This is a genomic window from Paenibacillus sp. JCM 9796, from assembly GCF_055379675.1.
The window spans coordinates 5,342,947-5,359,260 of the sequence record NZ_AP043723.1 but is presented as its reverse complement, the minus strand read 5'-3'; the positions used below and the strand labels follow the sequence as shown (position 1 = coordinate 5,359,260).

Here is a 16,314-nt window from a genome sequence, read left to right as displayed (position 1 = left end):
CTTACAATAAGTTAAAGCGATTCGCCGACTTTTACATGCTCTTTAATCAGGTTCTGGGCAATCGTCCGGCGAAGGATTTCATCCGTTCCTTCGAACACGCGGTATTTCCGCACGGTTCGGTACCATCGTTCAATCGGCAATTCTTTGGTGACGCCCATTCCGCCATGAATTTGCAGCACACGGTCCACAACCGTATGGACCATGTTGGAACCGAACAATTTAGCGATCGAAGCATACTGTCTCCTGGCATCACGCTTTTTTGAGGCCATGTAAGCCGCCTGCAGCACGAGCAGCTTTGAAGCCTCGATTTCGACAGCGGAGTCGGCAATCATCCATTGGATCGCCTGATACTCGGAGATGGCGTTACCGAACGCGACGCGGGCATTCGCATATTCGATACCCATACTGAGCAAACGCTCCGCTGCGCCGACCGACCATGCTCCGATTTTTATCCGTCCCATCGTAATCCAGCTCAATGCAAGCTCGAAGCCATGGCCGAGCTCTCCCAGAATATTCTCTTCAGGCACGCGTACATGCTCAAAAATGAGGGAGGCAACCGCCCAGTCATCCATCGTTTGAATCTGTTCGGACCTCCACCCCATATCGCGGTCGACGAGGAAGCAGGTGACGCCTCCCTTGCCGCCTTTCTCCTTCTCCGTCACGGCGAACACCATGGCAAAATCCGCATAAAGCCCCCGGGAGATAAATACTTTCTCGCCGTTCAACACCCATTCATTGCCTTCTTTCACGGCGGTGGTTTTAATATTGCGAGCGTCGGATCCGGCCCCCGGCTCTGTCAACGCAAAGCAAGCGCGTTTCTCTCCGTTAATGGCGGGGATCAAATACTTCGTCTTCTGTTCTTCATTGCAATTGTACAGGATGTTGTCCGCGTCTCCGCCGAACGTAAACGGTATGAAAGTTTTCGCGAGCTCAATATTGATGATTGTCGTCATGATCGGGTCAAGATCTGCGCCGCCGTACTTCTCAGGCGTATTAATCCCCCAAAACCCGGCCTCTTTCGCCTTCAGTTGGAGCTTTCGAATCTGCTCTTCTGTAATACCGGGCCTGCCCTCCCGGTCATTGCGGAGATAGTCTTGTTCCAGCGGGTACAGTTCCTTCTGGACAAACTCACGAACGGTCCTTTGAACCATTCGCTGTTCTTCATTCAATTCAAATTGCAATTGAGCTTCCTCCATTTCGTAAGATGAATCTCATCGTCATAGAACGTCAACCGGGAAGGCGGGCGCTCCAATATCGTCAACCCCCAGCCGCCAACTGGACCGACGGCACAGCTTTTTTCTTTCTGTTTTTATGCTGGAGACCGTCCAGACCGATTGCCGCAATCAGCACGACCCCTTTGATGATGCTTTGGTAGTAATCACCAACATTCATTAATACCAGACCGTTGCTCAGCACCCCGATGATGAGAACACCGGTCAGTACGCCGGATATTCTCCCTTCACCGCCCATGATGCTTATGCCGCCGAGAATCGCCGCCGTCAATACGTCGAACTCAAACCCGGCCCCCGCGTTCGGCTGGCCCGAGTTCATACGCGATAAGAGGACGATACCCGCGATGCCCGTAATGAATCCGCCCAGGGAGAAGAGCATCATTCTCATTCGCTTGACATTGACTCCCGACAGCCTCGCCGCTTCTTCATTGCCCCCAAGCGCATACACATATCGGCCGAAATACGTTTTATTCAGAATAAAGCTGCCGATCAGGGCTACGACAATCAGTATAATGACCGGGATCGGGATGCTTCCGACATAGCCTTGTCCGAGAACCCTAAACGATTTATCAAACCCGAAGATGGACATCCCCCCGCTGATCATTTTGCTTAGCCCCGTCACGATCGTCATCGTAGCCAGCGTTATCATCAACGGGTGGATGTTTAACGTCACCCACAGATAGCCGTTGACGAACCCGACCAGCGTCGCCGCCGCCACTCCGGCAACCGCCGCCAATACCGGGTGCACCTCTGCATGGACCATCAGCCAAGAGGTCAGTATGCTGACCAAGGAGATTTGCGCACCGACCGAGAGGTCAATTCCCCCCGCAATCATGACGAAGCACATCCCGACTGCGACTATCCCCATCATCGAAACCTGACGCAGAATATTGAGCAAATTGTTGATCGTCAAGAATGCTTCCGTCATGGATGAGAACAAGATAAACAATAGCGCCAGCACGATAAATATGCCGTATTTCCTAAAAAATTCGTTCAGTGCCATATCGCATCTCCTCCGCTTCAATGCTGTGACGCCATGTCCATGATGTGTTCCTGCGCGAACGCTTCCCTTCCCAGCTCCCCGGTCATTCTGCCAATTTGAATTTCCCCTTCGTCAGGAGCGTCGGCTCCGGCAAACATCTCAGCGAGAACACGATTTCGATATCCTGCATGGCTCTCCTCTTTCATCGGGTCTTTACGGCAGGCTTACTTGGGCATAAACGCGTCCGCATTGCTTGCATTGACGATCGTCAGCTTCGAAAGCTGGTCTCTCTCCACGCTCTCGCCGCCGAGCAGCTTCAGGATGTTATCCACGATGATTATCGGGTTCTTGGAAGTCGCCATATCCAGGGTGGTCCGGAGCACGCTTCCCTCTTCCTTCAGCTTCGTTAACATTTCAGGTGTTGCACCGACACCGTTAATGTAAAAATGGCCGGTTGCCTTGCCGTGGGATTTGACAGCCTCATAGGCTCCAAGCGCCTCCGAGTCGTCGATCGTGGCAATGACTTGGATATTCGGATGGGCCGTCAGCAGGTTCTCGGCTACTTTCTGTGAATCTGCCACGGTCAATGCCTCATGCTTCGCTACGATCTTCGCATTCGGCGCGTTTTTCTTGATCGCAGCTTCCAGCGCGACGCCTCGCTCGGTCAGACCGGGGTTATAGGTTGAAATAATGAGCCCGACTTCCGCGTTGCCGCCGAATTTCTCGTTAATCCATTTCGCCGCATCTTCACCTACCGCAGTTCCGACCGCCGTATGATCCGAGTTCACCACGACATCCGCATGCTCGATCCCGAACGATCCCCAGCCGACCACTCTAATCCCGGCATCCTGCGCTTTTTTCAAGGAATCCTCCAGCGGCTTCGGATCGATCGGGAACACGATCATCGCTTGCACTTTGGAGGATACCAGATTTTCAATGTTGTTAATCTGCTTGTTCACGTCCATGCCCGCATTGGCGACCAACAGCTCTCCGCCCTGTTCTTGGACCCGTTTCTTAATGGCGCCGATTTGAGCGATGAAGTACGGGTGCGCTTCATCCGGTACCGCAAAGCCTACTTTTAACGGCGCTTTTTCTTTCGAGCCTTCAGCCTGGTTCGAGGAATCGCCCGCAGCCGTGTTCGTGTTAGCAGACGAGGTTTCGTTGCCGCCATTCCCATTTCCGTTTCCGCATGCCGACATGACACCCACAAGCAAGATCGCGATGACCGTTGTCAATAAATGTTTCAATGATCTTTGCACCGTAACATCCCCCTTTGTATTGTCCAAATTTTATTTGGCAAATTGGTCGATATTTCCGCCATCGAGAACCGTAAGTTTGGAGAAATAAATTTTATCCACCCGTTCGCCTTTCACGAGCTTCATGATATGGTTCATCGTGACATCAGGCTGTTTCGCCGTCTCCAAGTCGAGCGTTGCCCGGAAGGCGCCGCCTGCCTTCACCTCAGCCAGTGCCTGCGGCGTTCCGTCTGTTCCGTTAATAAAGAATTTGCCATTATCCCGGCCCGCCGCCTTAACCGCCTCTAACGCTCCCAGACCATAGGGGTCCATCATCGTGGCGATCACCTGCAGGTTCGGATTGGCGGTAAGCATGTTCTCCGCTACACCCTGAGCGGCCGCTTGTGTTCTAGCTTCCTGCACGGACACGATTTTGGCGCCCGGCGCATTATTCCGGATCGCTTCCTCCAATGCCTTGGAACGATCGATCAAACTCTGGTTTGCGCTCGAAACGATGAGTCCCACTTCCGCTTTACCGTCCAGCTTCTCGTTGATCCATTTGGCGGCGGTCTCCCCCATCAGTTTGCCGATCTCTTTATGGCTGATGGTTTGGGTGACGTCAACGTACGGCATGTCATCGTTCCCCAGAGCGATAAATTTAACGCCGGCTGCTTGTGCATGCTGAACGGCGGATTCAACGGCTTTCGGTTCCATCGCGTTAATCAGGATGACTTGAACTTTGGATGCCACCATGTTCTCAATGTCGTTGATCTGTTTATTTACATCGTTGTTGGCTCCGAACACGAGAAGTTCACCGTTTTCTGCGGCAAGACGTTCTTCAATGGCCTTGATTAATAAAATAAAGAACGGGTGGGTCGAGTCGGGAATCGTCACTCCAACTTTCAGCTTGGTTCCCTCTGTTGATTTATTTGCCTGCCCACCCGCATCCGTATTTGCCTGATTATTGCTGGCAGCCCCGCCGTTATTTCCGCCTGAAAGGTTCCCGCTGCTGCTGCATGCCGCAACCAGCAGAAGCATAGCGGACAAAAGGATAATCAATGCCGGTTTGATCTTTTTCATATAAAGCCCCCCTAGCTTTTATTGTTAACGCTTACATTTAACTGTCTATCAGTTCATCTTTCGACCGCTTGATTCTTCGCATCAATGACTTTGCTTGTGATAATTGATCGCATGGTACTCGATGTATTCCGCAAGGCCGACTTCCGAATTTTCCCTGCCGATTCCGCTTTGCTTAACGCCGCCAAACGGCATAAGCTTGGCGCCGAGAGGAGACTGTCCATGTCCATTGATAAACGTCATCCCGGCTTCGATTTCTCGGGTGACCCGCAAAGCTCTTTCAAAATCGGAGGACCATACCGAGGAGGCTAATCCATACTCCGTCATATTAGCCATGCGGAGCGCTTCCTCCTCCGAACGATAAGCAATGAGCGGGATCACCGGTCCGAACTGCTCGCAAGTGACGATGTCTTGGCCGGGTTCAACGTCCCCAACGACTGCCGGCTGCAGGAAGTAGCCGTTGTCCCAATTGGCCGGCTCCAGCTTCTGTCCGAGCTCGATGACCTTCGCACCGCTCTGTCTTGCGCCTTCGATCAGTTCTTTAACATACTGGTATTGCAGCTTATTGTTGACCGGCCCAAGGGTTGCATCCGGGTTCAATCCGTGTCCCACTTTATAAGCGTCCACTAGATCGCATGTTCGCCTGTAAAAAGCGTCGTACATCGCCTGCGGCACGTATACCCGCTTAATATCGAAACAGATTTGACCCGAGCGCCAGAAAGCGCCTTGTACAATTTTGGGGACAACCTCATCCAAATCCGCATCATCGAGAACGATGGCCGGATCGTTGCCGCCCAATTCGAAATGAACACCTTTAAGCGAATCCGCCGCACCTTTCATGATATGCTTCGCTGTCTTGCCTCCGCCGGTAAACGTGATTTTGCGGACCAGCGGGTGGGTGGTCAAAGCCGTCCCTACATCGGTGTCCCCATGAATGACGTTAATGACGCCGTCCGGAAATAAGGCCGCCATTTTTCTCAAAGCCCTACTAATACTGATCGGCGCATTCGGGGAAGGTTTGATCACGATCGTATTGCCCGCAAGCACGGCCGGCACCAGCTTTTGCAGCGTCAAGACAAATGGCGCATTCCAAGGCACAATGGCTGCGATCACGCCGATCGGCCTTTTCTCCACGCTTACAAAGCTGACCTCGTCCTCCGCTTGTTTAGATTGGAAGAAAGCTTGCGCGTTCTCAAGCGTCAAATAGATGACATAGGGGGACAGTCCGACTTCCATGGCCGCATCATTCAGAAGCATGCCATTCTCCCGTGTCAGCATTTCCGATAATGAGGAAGTATCTTCTTCCAATAATTTCGCCGCTTGCATGAACAGCGCACTACGTTCCTCCAGAGATGTTTGTCGCCACGATGCGAAAGCCTGGTGCGCCGCCTGAACGGCTTGCTCGACATGCTGAACGGTTCCTTTGGCTACCAGCCCCACTACGTCGGTGTAACGTCCCGGGTCCTTAACCTCGGTATACTGCCCGGTCTCCACATCTTCATTATTGATCAGCAGATGAAGCTTATCGACACCCATGTTCCATGACTCCTTTCTTAATACGAAGCTGAATCTTGCCGAAACCTTGCTTACTGACGGTTGTTCTTGAACCGGGCAACTTTTTAATTATTATGAGTTGTTTGACTCATTTTATGTTATAATGAAAAAGTATCATGGTTACACGCACGTGTCAATAATCGAAAGCGTTCTTGACGAAAAATTATGCAAAATTAAACGGAGGCAGCTAACATGAAAGACATACATATGAATTCGATTCGGACAATTGATCGGGCGATCGATGTATTACAAGCGTTCAGTGCCAAAAGCACAGCCCTGACTATCGAAGAAATATCGAAAATTTCCAATATTCCCAAAAACACCGTATACCGCATTTTATACACCTTTGAACGCAGAGGACTCGTTCAATTCGATGCCGATGCGTTAACCTATCATCCTGGTCTAAGACTTTTGGAATTTTCTATGCTGAAATCTTCCACCCTTGATGTACGGCAAGAGGCAGAGCCTTTCTTGGAAGAGCTTCATTCCCTAACAAACGAAACGGTTTTGATGGCATTGCCGGAGGAAAATGAAATTTTTTACGTATTCAAAAAAGAAAACGAAAATCATGAAGGCTTAAAAGTAAACACGCTCGTCGGCGTACGCCGTCCTTACTTGTACGGCGTTCTCGGGCAGGCCATTCTGGCGTTTCTTCCGGAAAAACAAATAGAACGCGTTCTAAGCATTCCTCCACAACCACATACGCAGCATACCGTTACGGATGCTGCAAGGATCGGCGAGCGGCTGAAACAAATTAAACGAGAACGCGTTTTTGTTCAATCGAACGAAACCAGCCTCGGCGTCACCGGGATATCCGCGCCTGTTTTCGATATGAACGGCAACGTTGCGGCGGCCATTGCAATCGTCGGTCCCGAAGTTCATCTTCACGATCAACTGGAGGCCATGAGAAACCTTGTCATCGAAACCTCCAATAAAATTTCTTCGAAAATGGGCTGCAGCATGACCGAGACGATCCGCTGAATTGACTGTAAGGAAGGACACCTGTAAAATACAGTCATAATAGTTTTCGGAGGTTTATCATGCGCGAGATCAACATGAGTTCCATCCGTGCCATCGACCGAGCAATCGATGTGCTCGAGGCATTTACCCTTAATAAATCAACATTGACCATTGAGGAATTGTCACAGCTGTCTAAACTGCCTAAAAATACGGCTTATCGAATTTTGTACACGCTTGAACGAAGAGGTTTGATCCAATACGATCCCGAAACTCTAACCTATTCTCCCGGCTTAAGGCTAATCGAGTTTGGTTTGCTCAAAACGTCCATGCTTGACGTCCATCAGGAAGCGGAACCTTTCCTGAACGAGCTCCATCTCCAGACGAATCAAACCGTTCTGATGGCCGTCAGAGAAAATCAGGGACAAGTCTTTTATTCCTTAAAGAAAGAAAATGAAAGCTACGAAGGCTTAAAAGTGACGGCGCACGTCGGCGTACGCCGCCCCTTTCTTTACGGGGTACTGGGGCCGGTGTTGCTGGCCTATCAGCCTGACGAAATAATCGAACGCGTTCTGAGTGAGCCAATCGAGCAAATCACACCCTTTACGGTTACGGACAAAGAGCTGGTTCGGCAGCGGCTGCTGCAAATCAGGAAAGATCGTTTCTTTGTAGAATTGAATGAAACGGATATCGGGGTAATCGGCATGTCAGCACCTATATTTGGTCTGGACGGACAAGCTATAGCGGCTATAGGAGTCGTCGGTCCGGAAATTCAGCTGAACGATCGGTTGGAGGAGATCAAACAGCTCATTCAAAGCACGGCCGAGAAAATCTCTTCCCGCATGGGTTACCGACCGGCAGAATAGTGTGGTGTGGATACAGCTAAATTACGCATGAGGTCTCCTTAGAAGCATCGACAACCGCTTGAACGTTCCGGGCAGGTTGCTTTGATCCAAAATGAGCTGCGCAACTCAAAATTCATTTCTCGAATAAAGTACCATGTCCGGGCCGCTTGTGTCAATCACCTTGCTCTCAAAATATACAATAAATTTCAACACGGAAAGGACCCTAGCAGGTCCTTTCTATTCGTTATCTGCAGGCAGTCACGGATGGTCATACGGAAATTCCCCTTGTCTGCAAAGCGCTATGTGCTGCGGTTTGCTTCATTATAACCAGGATGTCCATCCGTATTCTCCTCCCCTTTGTAGGTCAAAGAGCGGTCACGCATCGGTCCTCATTCCGATACGACGACAAGCGCATCTAATGCCAATACGCCCTCTCCGTCGGGATATACGATGACCGGGTTAATGTCGATCTCAGCCACTTCCGGCGTCGTTCTCATAAGTTCCGCAACGATCGCCACAACCTTGGCCAGTGCCTTCAAGTCCGAAGGTTTCGCGCCTCGCGCACCGCGAAGGAGCGCGGACGAGCGCAACGTGAGGATTTTCTCCACTATGGCTTCTTCGCTTATATCCGTAGGCATGAAGCATACGTCCTTCAAGATCTCGATCCAGATCCCGCCCAGACCGACCATCACCATCGGGCCCCATTCCGGATCCCTTCGCGCACCGACCACCATTTCAATACCGCGGATTCCCATCTTCTCGACCAGCACGCCCTCCGGCTTCAACCCCGGAAACGCCCGCTGTACATTATCGTGCAACCGGGTCCAGGCTTCGCGCAGCTCAGACTCCTGCCCGATGCCGACAATGACACCGCCGATATCGCTCTTGTGCGCGATTTCGCCGGCTGATATTTTAATGACAACCGGATAACCGATTCTGCCCGCGATTTCGCAAGCTGCCTCCACATCTGCGGCCAGCTCGCCCGCCGGCACCGGAATTCCGGCGGCGGCAAGGTATTGTTTCCCCAGGTATTCAGGTAAGGCACCCGTCCCTGGCAGCGGATTCGGCGTTACCGTAACCGTACAGCGGCCCCTGCCCGTTTCGGAGCGGGCGATTCCGGCTTTCGTCACGCAAGCAAGCGCACGTATTGCGCGCTCGGCCGAGCGAAACAACGGTACGCCGGTCGCTTTCATTTCGTCAATCAGCTCATCGGCCAGCTGAGATCCTTCTCCCAACAGGACATACGCGACCGGCTTCCTGGATCCCGATATGGCCGGCAGCGCAGCACGCCCTTTCGCCAGACCTATTCTCGGCGAGCCGGGCAGCACCGCGATCAACAAGCTTCCGACCGCAGTATCCGCAAGAAACGCCTCGGCTGCAGCCGTATACAAACTCATATCCGTCAATGCTTGCGCGGTGATGTCAAGCGGATTCGTGGCCGTCGTGAATTCGGGAAGCACGGGCTTGATTGCTTCGATCGTCGCTTGGGATAGCAGGGGAAGCTCCAGCCCCTCCGCTTGACAGAAGTCAAGGGCGAAGCCTTTGAACGCACCCGAGTCCGTCACAATCGCGGTACCGCGATCGGGCAGGACGGGATAGCAGGTGAGAAACCATGCGACGTCTACCAATTCCTCCATCGTATCCACCATAATGACGCCTTCATGCTCCAGCAGCGTCTGAATGACCGTGTAATCTCCGGCGAGCGAGCCCGTATGTGATTGTGCAGCTTCCCTCGACGCCTCGCTCTTGCCGGGATGCAGCAGTACGATGAATTTCCCCTTCTCTCTGGCCTTCGATGCCAGTTGCAAGAACAGCTGCGGCCGGCGAATATGCTCGACGTACATGGTCACCACCCGGGTCAATGCGTCATCCAGCAAATAGGCCAGATAATCCTCAACGCCGACCGCTGCTTCGTTGCCTGTGGAGATCGCATAGGAGAGCGGTATGCCGCGGGCCTGGCTTGTTTCCCGCAGCGAAGACATCATTCCTCCGCTTTGCGTCAGCACGCACAGGGCCAATTGACCCTCCACCGCGGTAGCCTTCAGACCCGGCGCGAAAGTCAACGGAACACGATCGATAAAATTGGTTAACCCCATGCAATTCGGTCCGGCCACCGCCATCCCGTTCTCGCGAGCGATCTCGGTGATTTGCTGCTGGGCAATCATCCCTTCATCGCCTGCCTCCGCGAACCCGGCGGCAAAAATCATGACGGCACCTGCCTCCCGTCGCGCGCAAGCCCGTACCGCTTCTACAGCCGCCGCTTGAGGAACACACAACACCACGGCGTCGATCCCTTTCGGCAGGTCATCGATGGCCGGCACGCACCGAATCCCGTTCACTTCTTCCCGGTTCCGGCTGACCAGGTGAATCTCACCGTCATAGCGAAAGCGCCGCAGGTGGTCCACAACGGCTTCGCCAGGCGATCCCGGCGCAGCCGACACCCCCACGACGGCAATCGAGCGGGGGTGAAGCAGCTTCTCCACGGAGACCGTCGCAGCGGCATTGGCCAGCGGCTTCGAATTAAGACTCACGCTTGTAACCCTCCAGTCCCGGGCGAAACGTCTTATCGTCAAGGAACTGCTTGAGCCCCTGCTGCCGTCCGCGTTCCGGATCAAGCGATATTTGCTGCTGTTGTTTCGCCGCTAAATAATCTTCAGCCGTATCCCATGGCATGTCGCGGGAATATTTATAGCCCATCTTCGCCGCGTTCAGAACAACCGGATTTTTGCTAAGCAGCGTTCTCGCCAGTTCAACCGTCCGCTCCCGCAGTTTTTCTTTCGGCACCGCTTCGTTCACCAAGCCCATTTCCACAGCTTTTACGCCGTTAAACGGTTCGCCGGTCATAATATAATAGAGCGCGTTGCGCTGCCCCATTACCGCGGCAACCGCGCGGGTAACGTTCCCTGCCGGAATGATTCCCCAGTTAATTTCAGACAAACCGAAAGTGGCATCCTCTGCAGCAATGGCCAAATCGCAGGAAATCAGGGGGGTGAAGGCTCCGCCGAAGCACCAGCCGTTCACCATGGCGATTGTCGGCTTGGAGTAGTACATCAGCTTTCGCCACTGCCAATTCGTTGCCGTTCGGCGCACTTTCGCGATCTCGGCTTGTGACTTCCTCTCGGTTTCACGGAAGTATTCTTTAAGATCCATACCGGCCGAGAAGGAATCTCCCGCGCCCGTCAGCACGACGACGCCGCAGCGATCGTCCAGCTCCAATTGCTCCAAAATCTCAACCATCTCTTCGTTCAGCGCCGGACTCATCGCGTTCCGCTTGTGCGGACGGTTCAAGATCACCCAGGCAATACCGTCCTCAAATTCAACCTTCACGTTCTCTCCACCAATTGCTCCTTGATCCTTCACGGGTTGGTTTTCTTCCTGCATCGACATGTAAGATATCCCTCTTTTCAATAGATTTGCCTCCGTTGATTATCCCTTCAACCCCCAGCCGCCAACTGGACCGACGGCACAGCTTTTTTCTTTCTGTTTTTATGCTGGAGACCGTCCAGACCGATTGCCGCAATCAGCACGACCCCTTTGATGATGCTTTGGTAGTAATCGCCTACATTCATCAAAACCAGACCGTTGCTCAGCACCCCGATGATGAGAACACCGGTCAGTACGCCGGATATTCTCCCTTCACCGCCCATGATGCTAATGCCGCCGAGAATCGCCGCCGTCAATACGTCGAACTCAAACCCGGCCCCCGCGTTCGGCTGGCCCGAGTTCATACGCGATAAGAGGACGATACCCGCGATGCCCGTAATGAATCCGCCCAGGGAGAAGAGCATCATTCTCATTCGCTTGACATTGACTCCCGACAGCCTCGCCGCTTCTTCATTGCCCCCAAGCGCATACACATATCGGCCGAAATACGTTTTATTCAGAATAAAGCTGCCGATCAGGGCTACGACAATCAGTATAATGACCGGGATCGGGATGCTTCCGACATAGCCTTGTCCGAGAACCCTAAACGATTTATCAAACCCGAAGATGGACATCCCCCCGCTGATCATTTTGCTTAGCCCTGTCACGATCGTCATCGTAGCCAGCGTTATCATCAACGGGTGGATGTTTAACGTCACCCACAGATAGCCGTTGACGAACCCGACCAGCGTCGCCGCCGCCACTCCGGCAACCGCCGCCAATACCGGGTGCACCTCTGCATGGACCATCAGCCAAGAGGTCAGTATACTGACCAAGGAGATTTGCGCACCGACCGAGAGGTCAATTCCCCCCGCAATCATGACGAAGCACATCCCGACTGCGACTATCCCCATCATCGAAACCTGACGCAGAATATTGAGCAAATTGTTGATCGTCAAGAATGCTTCCGTCATGGATGAGAACAAGATAAACAATAGCGCCAGCACGATAAATATGCCGTATTTCCTAAAAAATTCGTTCAGTGCCATATCGCATCTCCTCCGCTTCAATGCTGTGACGCCATGTCCATGATGCGTTCCTGCGCGAACGCTTCCCTTCCCAGCTCCCCGGTCATTCTGCCGCTGGAGAGGACGATCACCCGATCCGACATCCCCAGCAGCTCCTCCATATCGGACGAAATCATGATGATGCCGACTCCGCTTTCCGCCAGGCTGCACATCAGTTTATAAATTTCCTGTTTGGCCCCGACGTCGATCCCTCGTGTCGGCTCATCAAAGATCAGCACTTTGCAATCCCTGGCCAGCCACTTGGCGAGCACCACCTTTTGTTGGTTGCCGCCGCTCAAATGATTCACTTTCTGCTCTAAGGTAGGGGTTCGGATCGATAAGGTGTTCTTGAAGCTTTCCGCCTGCTCCAGCTCTTCTTTCGTCTTGACCACCCCAAACCGCGACAGAAACTTCAAGCTGGGCAGCGTAATATTCCGTTTCACCGTGCTTCTCAGGATGACCCCCTGCTGCTTCCGGTCCTCCGGGATCAGTCCCATTCCTAACCGGATCGCATCTTGCGGAGATCTCACGTTCACCTTCTGCCCCTCGAACACAATGTCGCCCGTGTGGGCGGGATCCGCCCCGAACAACGCCCTCGCCAGCTCCGTCCGTCCGGCGCCTACCAAGCCGGAAAACCCGAGAATTTCACCCTTCTTCAACTGGAAGGAAATATTCTCAAAGCCGTTGCCGCTTAAACGATTGACCTCGAGCAGCGTTTGCTGCGGCTTTATGCTGCGGGACGGATACGTTTCCTTCAGCTCCCGGCCGACCATCAGACTGACCAGCTCCTGGCGGTTCGTCGCTTGGGTTGCTTGGGTCGAAACGTACCGGCCATCCCTCATGACCGTTATGCGGTCGGAGATTTCGAACAACTCTTCCATCCGGTGCGAAATATAAATGATGGTGACGCCCTTCTCTTTGAGCACGCGCACGATCTTGAACATCGCTTCCACTTCGTTGATGGTCAACGGGGCGGAAGGTTCGTCCATGACCAGGATTTTGACGTCTTTGGAAATCGCTTTGGCAATTTCAACAATCTGCTGCTGGGCCGGGGACATGTCCCGCACAAGACGGCGCGGGTCCAATTGGATCTGGAGGCTGTCGAGCAGCTCCTTCGTCTTGTTGACCATCGCTTTCTTGTCAACCAGCCAGCCGTTGCCGATGAAATCGCCCAAAAATATATTTTCCGCAGCCGACAGCGTCGGGATCAGATTGAATTCCTGGTAGATCACCTGGATCCCCAGCTGCTTCGCCAGACGGGGCGTCATCTCTTTGTAGCACTCCCCGCCGATTTGAATTTCCCCTTCGTCAGGAGCGTGGGCTCCGGCAAGCACCTTAATTAAAGTAGACTTGCCCGCCCCATTCTCTCCCAGAAGCGCATGTACCTCTCCCCGCACAAAGTCAACCGAGACATCGTTCAGCGCCAGGACGCCAGGAAAACTTTTGGATATCTTCCTCAGCGAGAACACGATTTCGTTATCCTGCATGGCTCTCCTCTTTCATTGGGTTTTTACGGCCGGCTTACTTGGGCATAAACGCGTCCGCATGGCTTGCATTCACGATCGTCAGCTTCCCTGCATCAGCCAATGGATTACGCTTCAGGTTTTATCCCTCGGCATGAAGCGCTTGGCTTCTAATCGTCGATCGATTACGGCGCATCGCCGATTCCTTGTTCGCGGATGCTCGCGATCATCGCCGAACGAAGCAGCCACTGTCTGGCGCGGACCGGATCGTTAGCGAGCTCGGCCATCTCCCGCTGCAGCTTTATACGATGTTCCGGATCCGTTTCTTTCACAACTTGGGTATTTTTCTCGCTGATGCTTTTGACATATTCGACCGCCACACGCCGGCGCGCGTCACTGTACTTGTCCAACTCGGCTTTCCGATCGGCACCGTTAACGATTCGGATAAGCCTGATACTCAAGTCTACCGCATCGTGGATGCCGCTGTTCAATCCCAATCCGCCCATCGGGCTGTTCAGATGAGCCGCATCCCCGAGCAGAATCGCTCTTCCTTCATAAAAATTCTCCGCGACGCGTTGATGGATGCGATACAGCGTATTTTCAACGACTGGGAAGTGATCCGTTGTATGTAAGGCTTCCCGCATCGTTCGCTGGATGTTATCCATATTGAGCGCGACCTCATCCGGTATTTCGGGAGGCACGGGATACAGGAAGCGCCATGCTTCCGGTACGCGAAGCATGAACAAGAATTGTTCCGGATCGGAAATGTAATTGACATACGCCAAGCCCGGAATGTACTGATCGAGTGCGTTAGGCGTGCCTACCAGCAGCCAGCGTTCTTCAAACGTATATCCGTCGAATGCGAAGCCAAGCGTTTTGCGGACCACGCTTCTTGCTCCATCCGCACCAAGGAGATACGGCGTTTGAAGCTGTTCCATTCCGTTTGGCGTCTTGACCGAAACAGTGACACCGCTTTCATTTTGGGTAAAGCCTGTAATCTCGGCCTCGAACCTCAATTCGGCATTCGCGCGCTTCTTCAGTTTCTCGAACAATAACTGTACGTATGTCGCCTGCGAGCATTGCAGACGGAACGGATATTTCGTATCATTCTTGAGCAGATTGAAATCAAATTCCGCATACAAGCCGTTTTTCCGATCCCGGTATTGCACTTTCTCACTTAGCAATCCACGGCTCATTAATTCTTCAACGATTCCGTACGGTTCCAGCAGCTCAAGCGTTCCTGCATGGAATGTAGAAGCCCGCCATTCCCGGCTTGGCGCATTGCTTTTCTCTACGACGATGACCGGCAGGCCCGCTTGAGTTAAAATGGTGGCGGCCGTTAATCCGACTGGCCCTGCGCCGACAATCACAATTGGATGTTGCGACACGTGGAATCGCTCCCTTCTAGTTCTTTATCATTCCATTTCATCTATTAAAGAATTGGTTCAAAAACCTCTTGTATTTGTTGGTGCCCGTCATGCTCCTGGAGTTCTTCGGCTCTTTCGAACTGAAATGCTTCCATAATCGGCAGATCGTTGGTGGAGAACAGGAGCGCTTCTTCTTCATCCGAAGTATTCACATGCTCGTGCCATGTCCAGGAAGGGATAACGAAGAAGTCTCCTTCCGACCAGTCGAACCTCACACCGTTCATCACGGTGTAGCCTTTTCCTTTGAACGCATGGTACACGCAGCTGTGTACATGACGGTGGGCTTTCCCGCGAAACTTCAGAGGAAGCTTCTGCATGCGGGCGCCGATGCGGTCGTTGGCGTCTTTGCCCGTCGACGGGTTGATATATTCCACCGCATAGCCTTCGATCGGGTCCGGATCGAACCGGCTTAATCCTTCCAATCCCCGACTGGTTTGCTCCCACTTGTAACGGCCTAACGGCGCGATTTGCGGAGTACGGTCGGACACCGGGCGGACCATGCCCCCCTCATAGCGCTGCGCGCTATAATCGTCCGGGACTTGCAACGGCTGCTGCTTGTCGGGATGAAATTCCGTGAAGCACACATTCATGTACATGGTGAAGGGCGTATCCAGGCAATCCATCCAGAGCACCGTTTCATCGCCTTGGTTCGCATGATCGTGCCAGGCCCATGTCGGCGTGATCAGATAGTCGCCTGGTTCAAACGGGATTTTCTCCCCATCCACTCTTCCTTCGGCCCCGCGTCCTTTCATAATAAACCGCAAGGCCGTCGTCGTGTGCCGATGTGCTGGCGCAATCTCCCCGGGCTTCACGGCCTGAACCGCCGCATACAGCGTTTGGGTAGCTCCTCCCCAGCCCAAAGGCTGCAAATCCTTCATACCTGGATTGATCAGGAAAACCGCCCTGCGTTCCACCGCGCCTCCGACCTCCATCAATCTCGCCGCTTCTTCCAGATGCCTTTCGATATGCGCTTTCTTCCACAAATAAGGAATCGGCTTCGCTTTCGGCTCAATCGTATTTAAGGCATGGATCGACGACCACAGCGGCCCCAGGTTTTCGCTCTGCAATTTCGCATCAAATGCTTTAAGCTCATCTGATTCTTTCATCCCGTC

The 16,314-nt window shown here is 53.0% G+C and carries 13 protein-coding genes; 2 read left to right on the top strand and 11 right to left on the bottom strand.

The window, feature by feature from the left end; all coding sequences use genetic code 11:
* Positions 1 to 11: 11 nt before the first annotated feature.
* From ACZ439_RS25760 to ACZ439_RS25740, 5 genes are all read right to left on the bottom strand, one after another.
* Entirely contained in the window at positions 12 to 1,181 is a 1,170-nt protein-coding gene (locus ACZ439_RS25760) for an acyl-CoA dehydrogenase family protein (protein ID WP_464620366.1), read from the bottom strand.
* A 76-nt stretch (positions 1,182 to 1,257) separates the two neighbouring features.
* Positions 1,258 to 2,235: an ABC transporter permease gene (locus ACZ439_RS25755; RefSeq protein WP_141335868.1), complete on the bottom strand. Its 978-nt coding sequence runs from the start codon at positions 2,233 to 2,235 to the stop codon at positions 1,258 to 1,260.
* Positions 2,236 to 2,438: 203 nt separating this feature from the next.
* Entirely contained in the window at positions 2,439 to 3,473 is a 1,035-nt protein-coding gene (locus ACZ439_RS25750) for a sugar ABC transporter substrate-binding protein (RefSeq protein ID WP_127610627.1), read from the bottom strand.
* 30 nt (positions 3,474 to 3,503) lie between these two features.
* On the bottom strand, positions 3,504 to 4,529 hold the full coding sequence (locus ACZ439_RS25745) for a sugar ABC transporter substrate-binding protein (protein WP_054798556.1): 1,026 nt from the start codon (positions 4,527 to 4,529) through the stop codon (positions 3,504 to 3,506).
* Between the two features lie 81 nt (positions 4,530 to 4,610).
* A complete protein-coding gene (locus ACZ439_RS25740; protein WP_054800475.1) occupies positions 4,611 to 6,062 on the bottom strand; it encodes an aldehyde dehydrogenase family protein in 1,452 nt (483 codons plus the stop codon).
* A 210-nt stretch (positions 6,063 to 6,272) separates the two neighbouring features.
* Here ACZ439_RS25740 and ACZ439_RS25735 point away from each other — a divergent pair, with 210 nt between their 5' ends.
* Positions 6,273 to 7,061, top strand: coding sequence for an IclR family transcriptional regulator (locus ACZ439_RS25735; protein ID WP_464620365.1), 789 nt, complete (start codon positions 6,273 to 6,275; stop codon positions 7,059 to 7,061).
* Positions 7,062 to 7,120: 59 nt separating this feature from the next.
* Positions 7,121 to 7,903: an IclR family transcriptional regulator gene (locus tag ACZ439_RS25730; protein WP_054798554.1), complete on the top strand. Its 783-nt coding sequence runs from the start codon at positions 7,121 to 7,123 to the stop codon at positions 7,901 to 7,903.
* A gap of 368 nt (positions 7,904 to 8,271) precedes the next feature.
* Here the strand turns inward: ACZ439_RS25730 and ACZ439_RS25725 are convergent, their stop codons facing one another.
* The 6 genes from ACZ439_RS25725 to ACZ439_RS25700 form a co-directional block, all read right to left on the bottom strand.
* Positions 8,272 to 10,413: an acetate--CoA ligase family protein gene (locus ACZ439_RS25725; RefSeq protein WP_464620364.1), complete on the bottom strand. Its 2,142-nt coding sequence runs from the start codon at positions 10,411 to 10,413 to the stop codon at positions 8,272 to 8,274.
* Positions 10,403 to 11,290: a p-hydroxycinnamoyl CoA hydratase/lyase gene (locus ACZ439_RS25720; protein WP_464620363.1), complete on the bottom strand. Its 888-nt coding sequence runs from the start codon at positions 11,288 to 11,290 to the stop codon at positions 10,403 to 10,405. Before ACZ439_RS25720 ends, ACZ439_RS25725 begins: the two co-directional genes overlap by 11 nt.
* A gap of 26 nt (positions 11,291 to 11,316) precedes the next feature.
* Positions 11,317 to 12,294 carry an ABC transporter permease gene (locus ACZ439_RS25715; RefSeq protein ID WP_141335868.1) on the bottom strand — a complete coding sequence of 326 codons (978 nt, stop codon included), beginning with the start codon at positions 12,292 to 12,294 and terminating at the stop codon, positions 11,317 to 11,319.
* 17 nt (positions 12,295 to 12,311) lie between these two features.
* Complete coding sequence (locus ACZ439_RS25710) at positions 12,312 to 13,799, bottom strand: sugar ABC transporter ATP-binding protein (RefSeq protein WP_464620362.1); 1,488 nt, start codon at positions 13,797 to 13,799, stop codon at positions 12,312 to 12,314.
* Positions 13,800 to 13,960: 161 nt separating this feature from the next.
* Positions 13,961 to 15,163 carry an FAD-dependent oxidoreductase gene (locus ACZ439_RS25705; protein WP_464620361.1) on the bottom strand — a complete coding sequence of 401 codons (1,203 nt, stop codon included), beginning with the start codon at positions 15,161 to 15,163 and terminating at the stop codon, positions 13,961 to 13,963.
* Between the two features lie 44 nt (positions 15,164 to 15,207).
* The gene (locus tag ACZ439_RS25700) at positions 15,208 to 16,308 is read right to left on the bottom strand and encodes a cupin domain-containing protein (protein WP_127604143.1); all 1,101 of its coding nucleotides are present in this window, start codon (positions 16,306 to 16,308) and stop codon (positions 15,208 to 15,210) included.
* Positions 16,309 to 16,314 lie beyond the last annotated feature (6 nt).

Bases quoted from the DNA above. Each gene is read 5' to 3' on its own strand.
- ACZ439_RS25755 (WP_141335868.1), bottom strand. From the start codon at position 2,235: ATGGCACTGAACGAATTTTTTAGGAAATACGGCATATTTATCGTGCTG.
- ACZ439_RS25700 (WP_127604143.1), bottom strand. From the start codon at position 16,308: ATGAAAGAATCAGATGAGCTTAAAGCATTTGATGCGAAATTGCAGAGC.
- ACZ439_RS25710 (WP_464620362.1), bottom strand. From the start codon at position 13,799: ATGCAGGATAACGAAATCGTGTTCTCGCTGAGGAAGATATCCAAAAGT.
- ACZ439_RS25735 (WP_464620365.1), top strand. From the start codon at position 6,273: ATGAAAGACATACATATGAATTCGATTCGGACAATTGATCGGGCGATC.
- ACZ439_RS25745 (WP_054798556.1), bottom strand. From the start codon at position 4,529: ATGAAAAAGATCAAACCGGCATTGATTATCCTTTTGTCCGCTATGCTT.
- ACZ439_RS25740 (WP_054800475.1), bottom strand. From the start codon at position 6,062: ATGGGTGTCGATAAGCTTCATCTGCTGATCAATAATGAAGATGTGGAG.
- ACZ439_RS25715 (WP_141335868.1), bottom strand. From the start codon at position 12,294: ATGGCACTGAACGAATTTTTTAGGAAATACGGCATATTTATCGTGCTG.
- ACZ439_RS25730 (WP_054798554.1), top strand. From the start codon at position 7,121: ATGCGCGAGATCAACATGAGTTCCATCCGTGCCATCGACCGAGCAATC.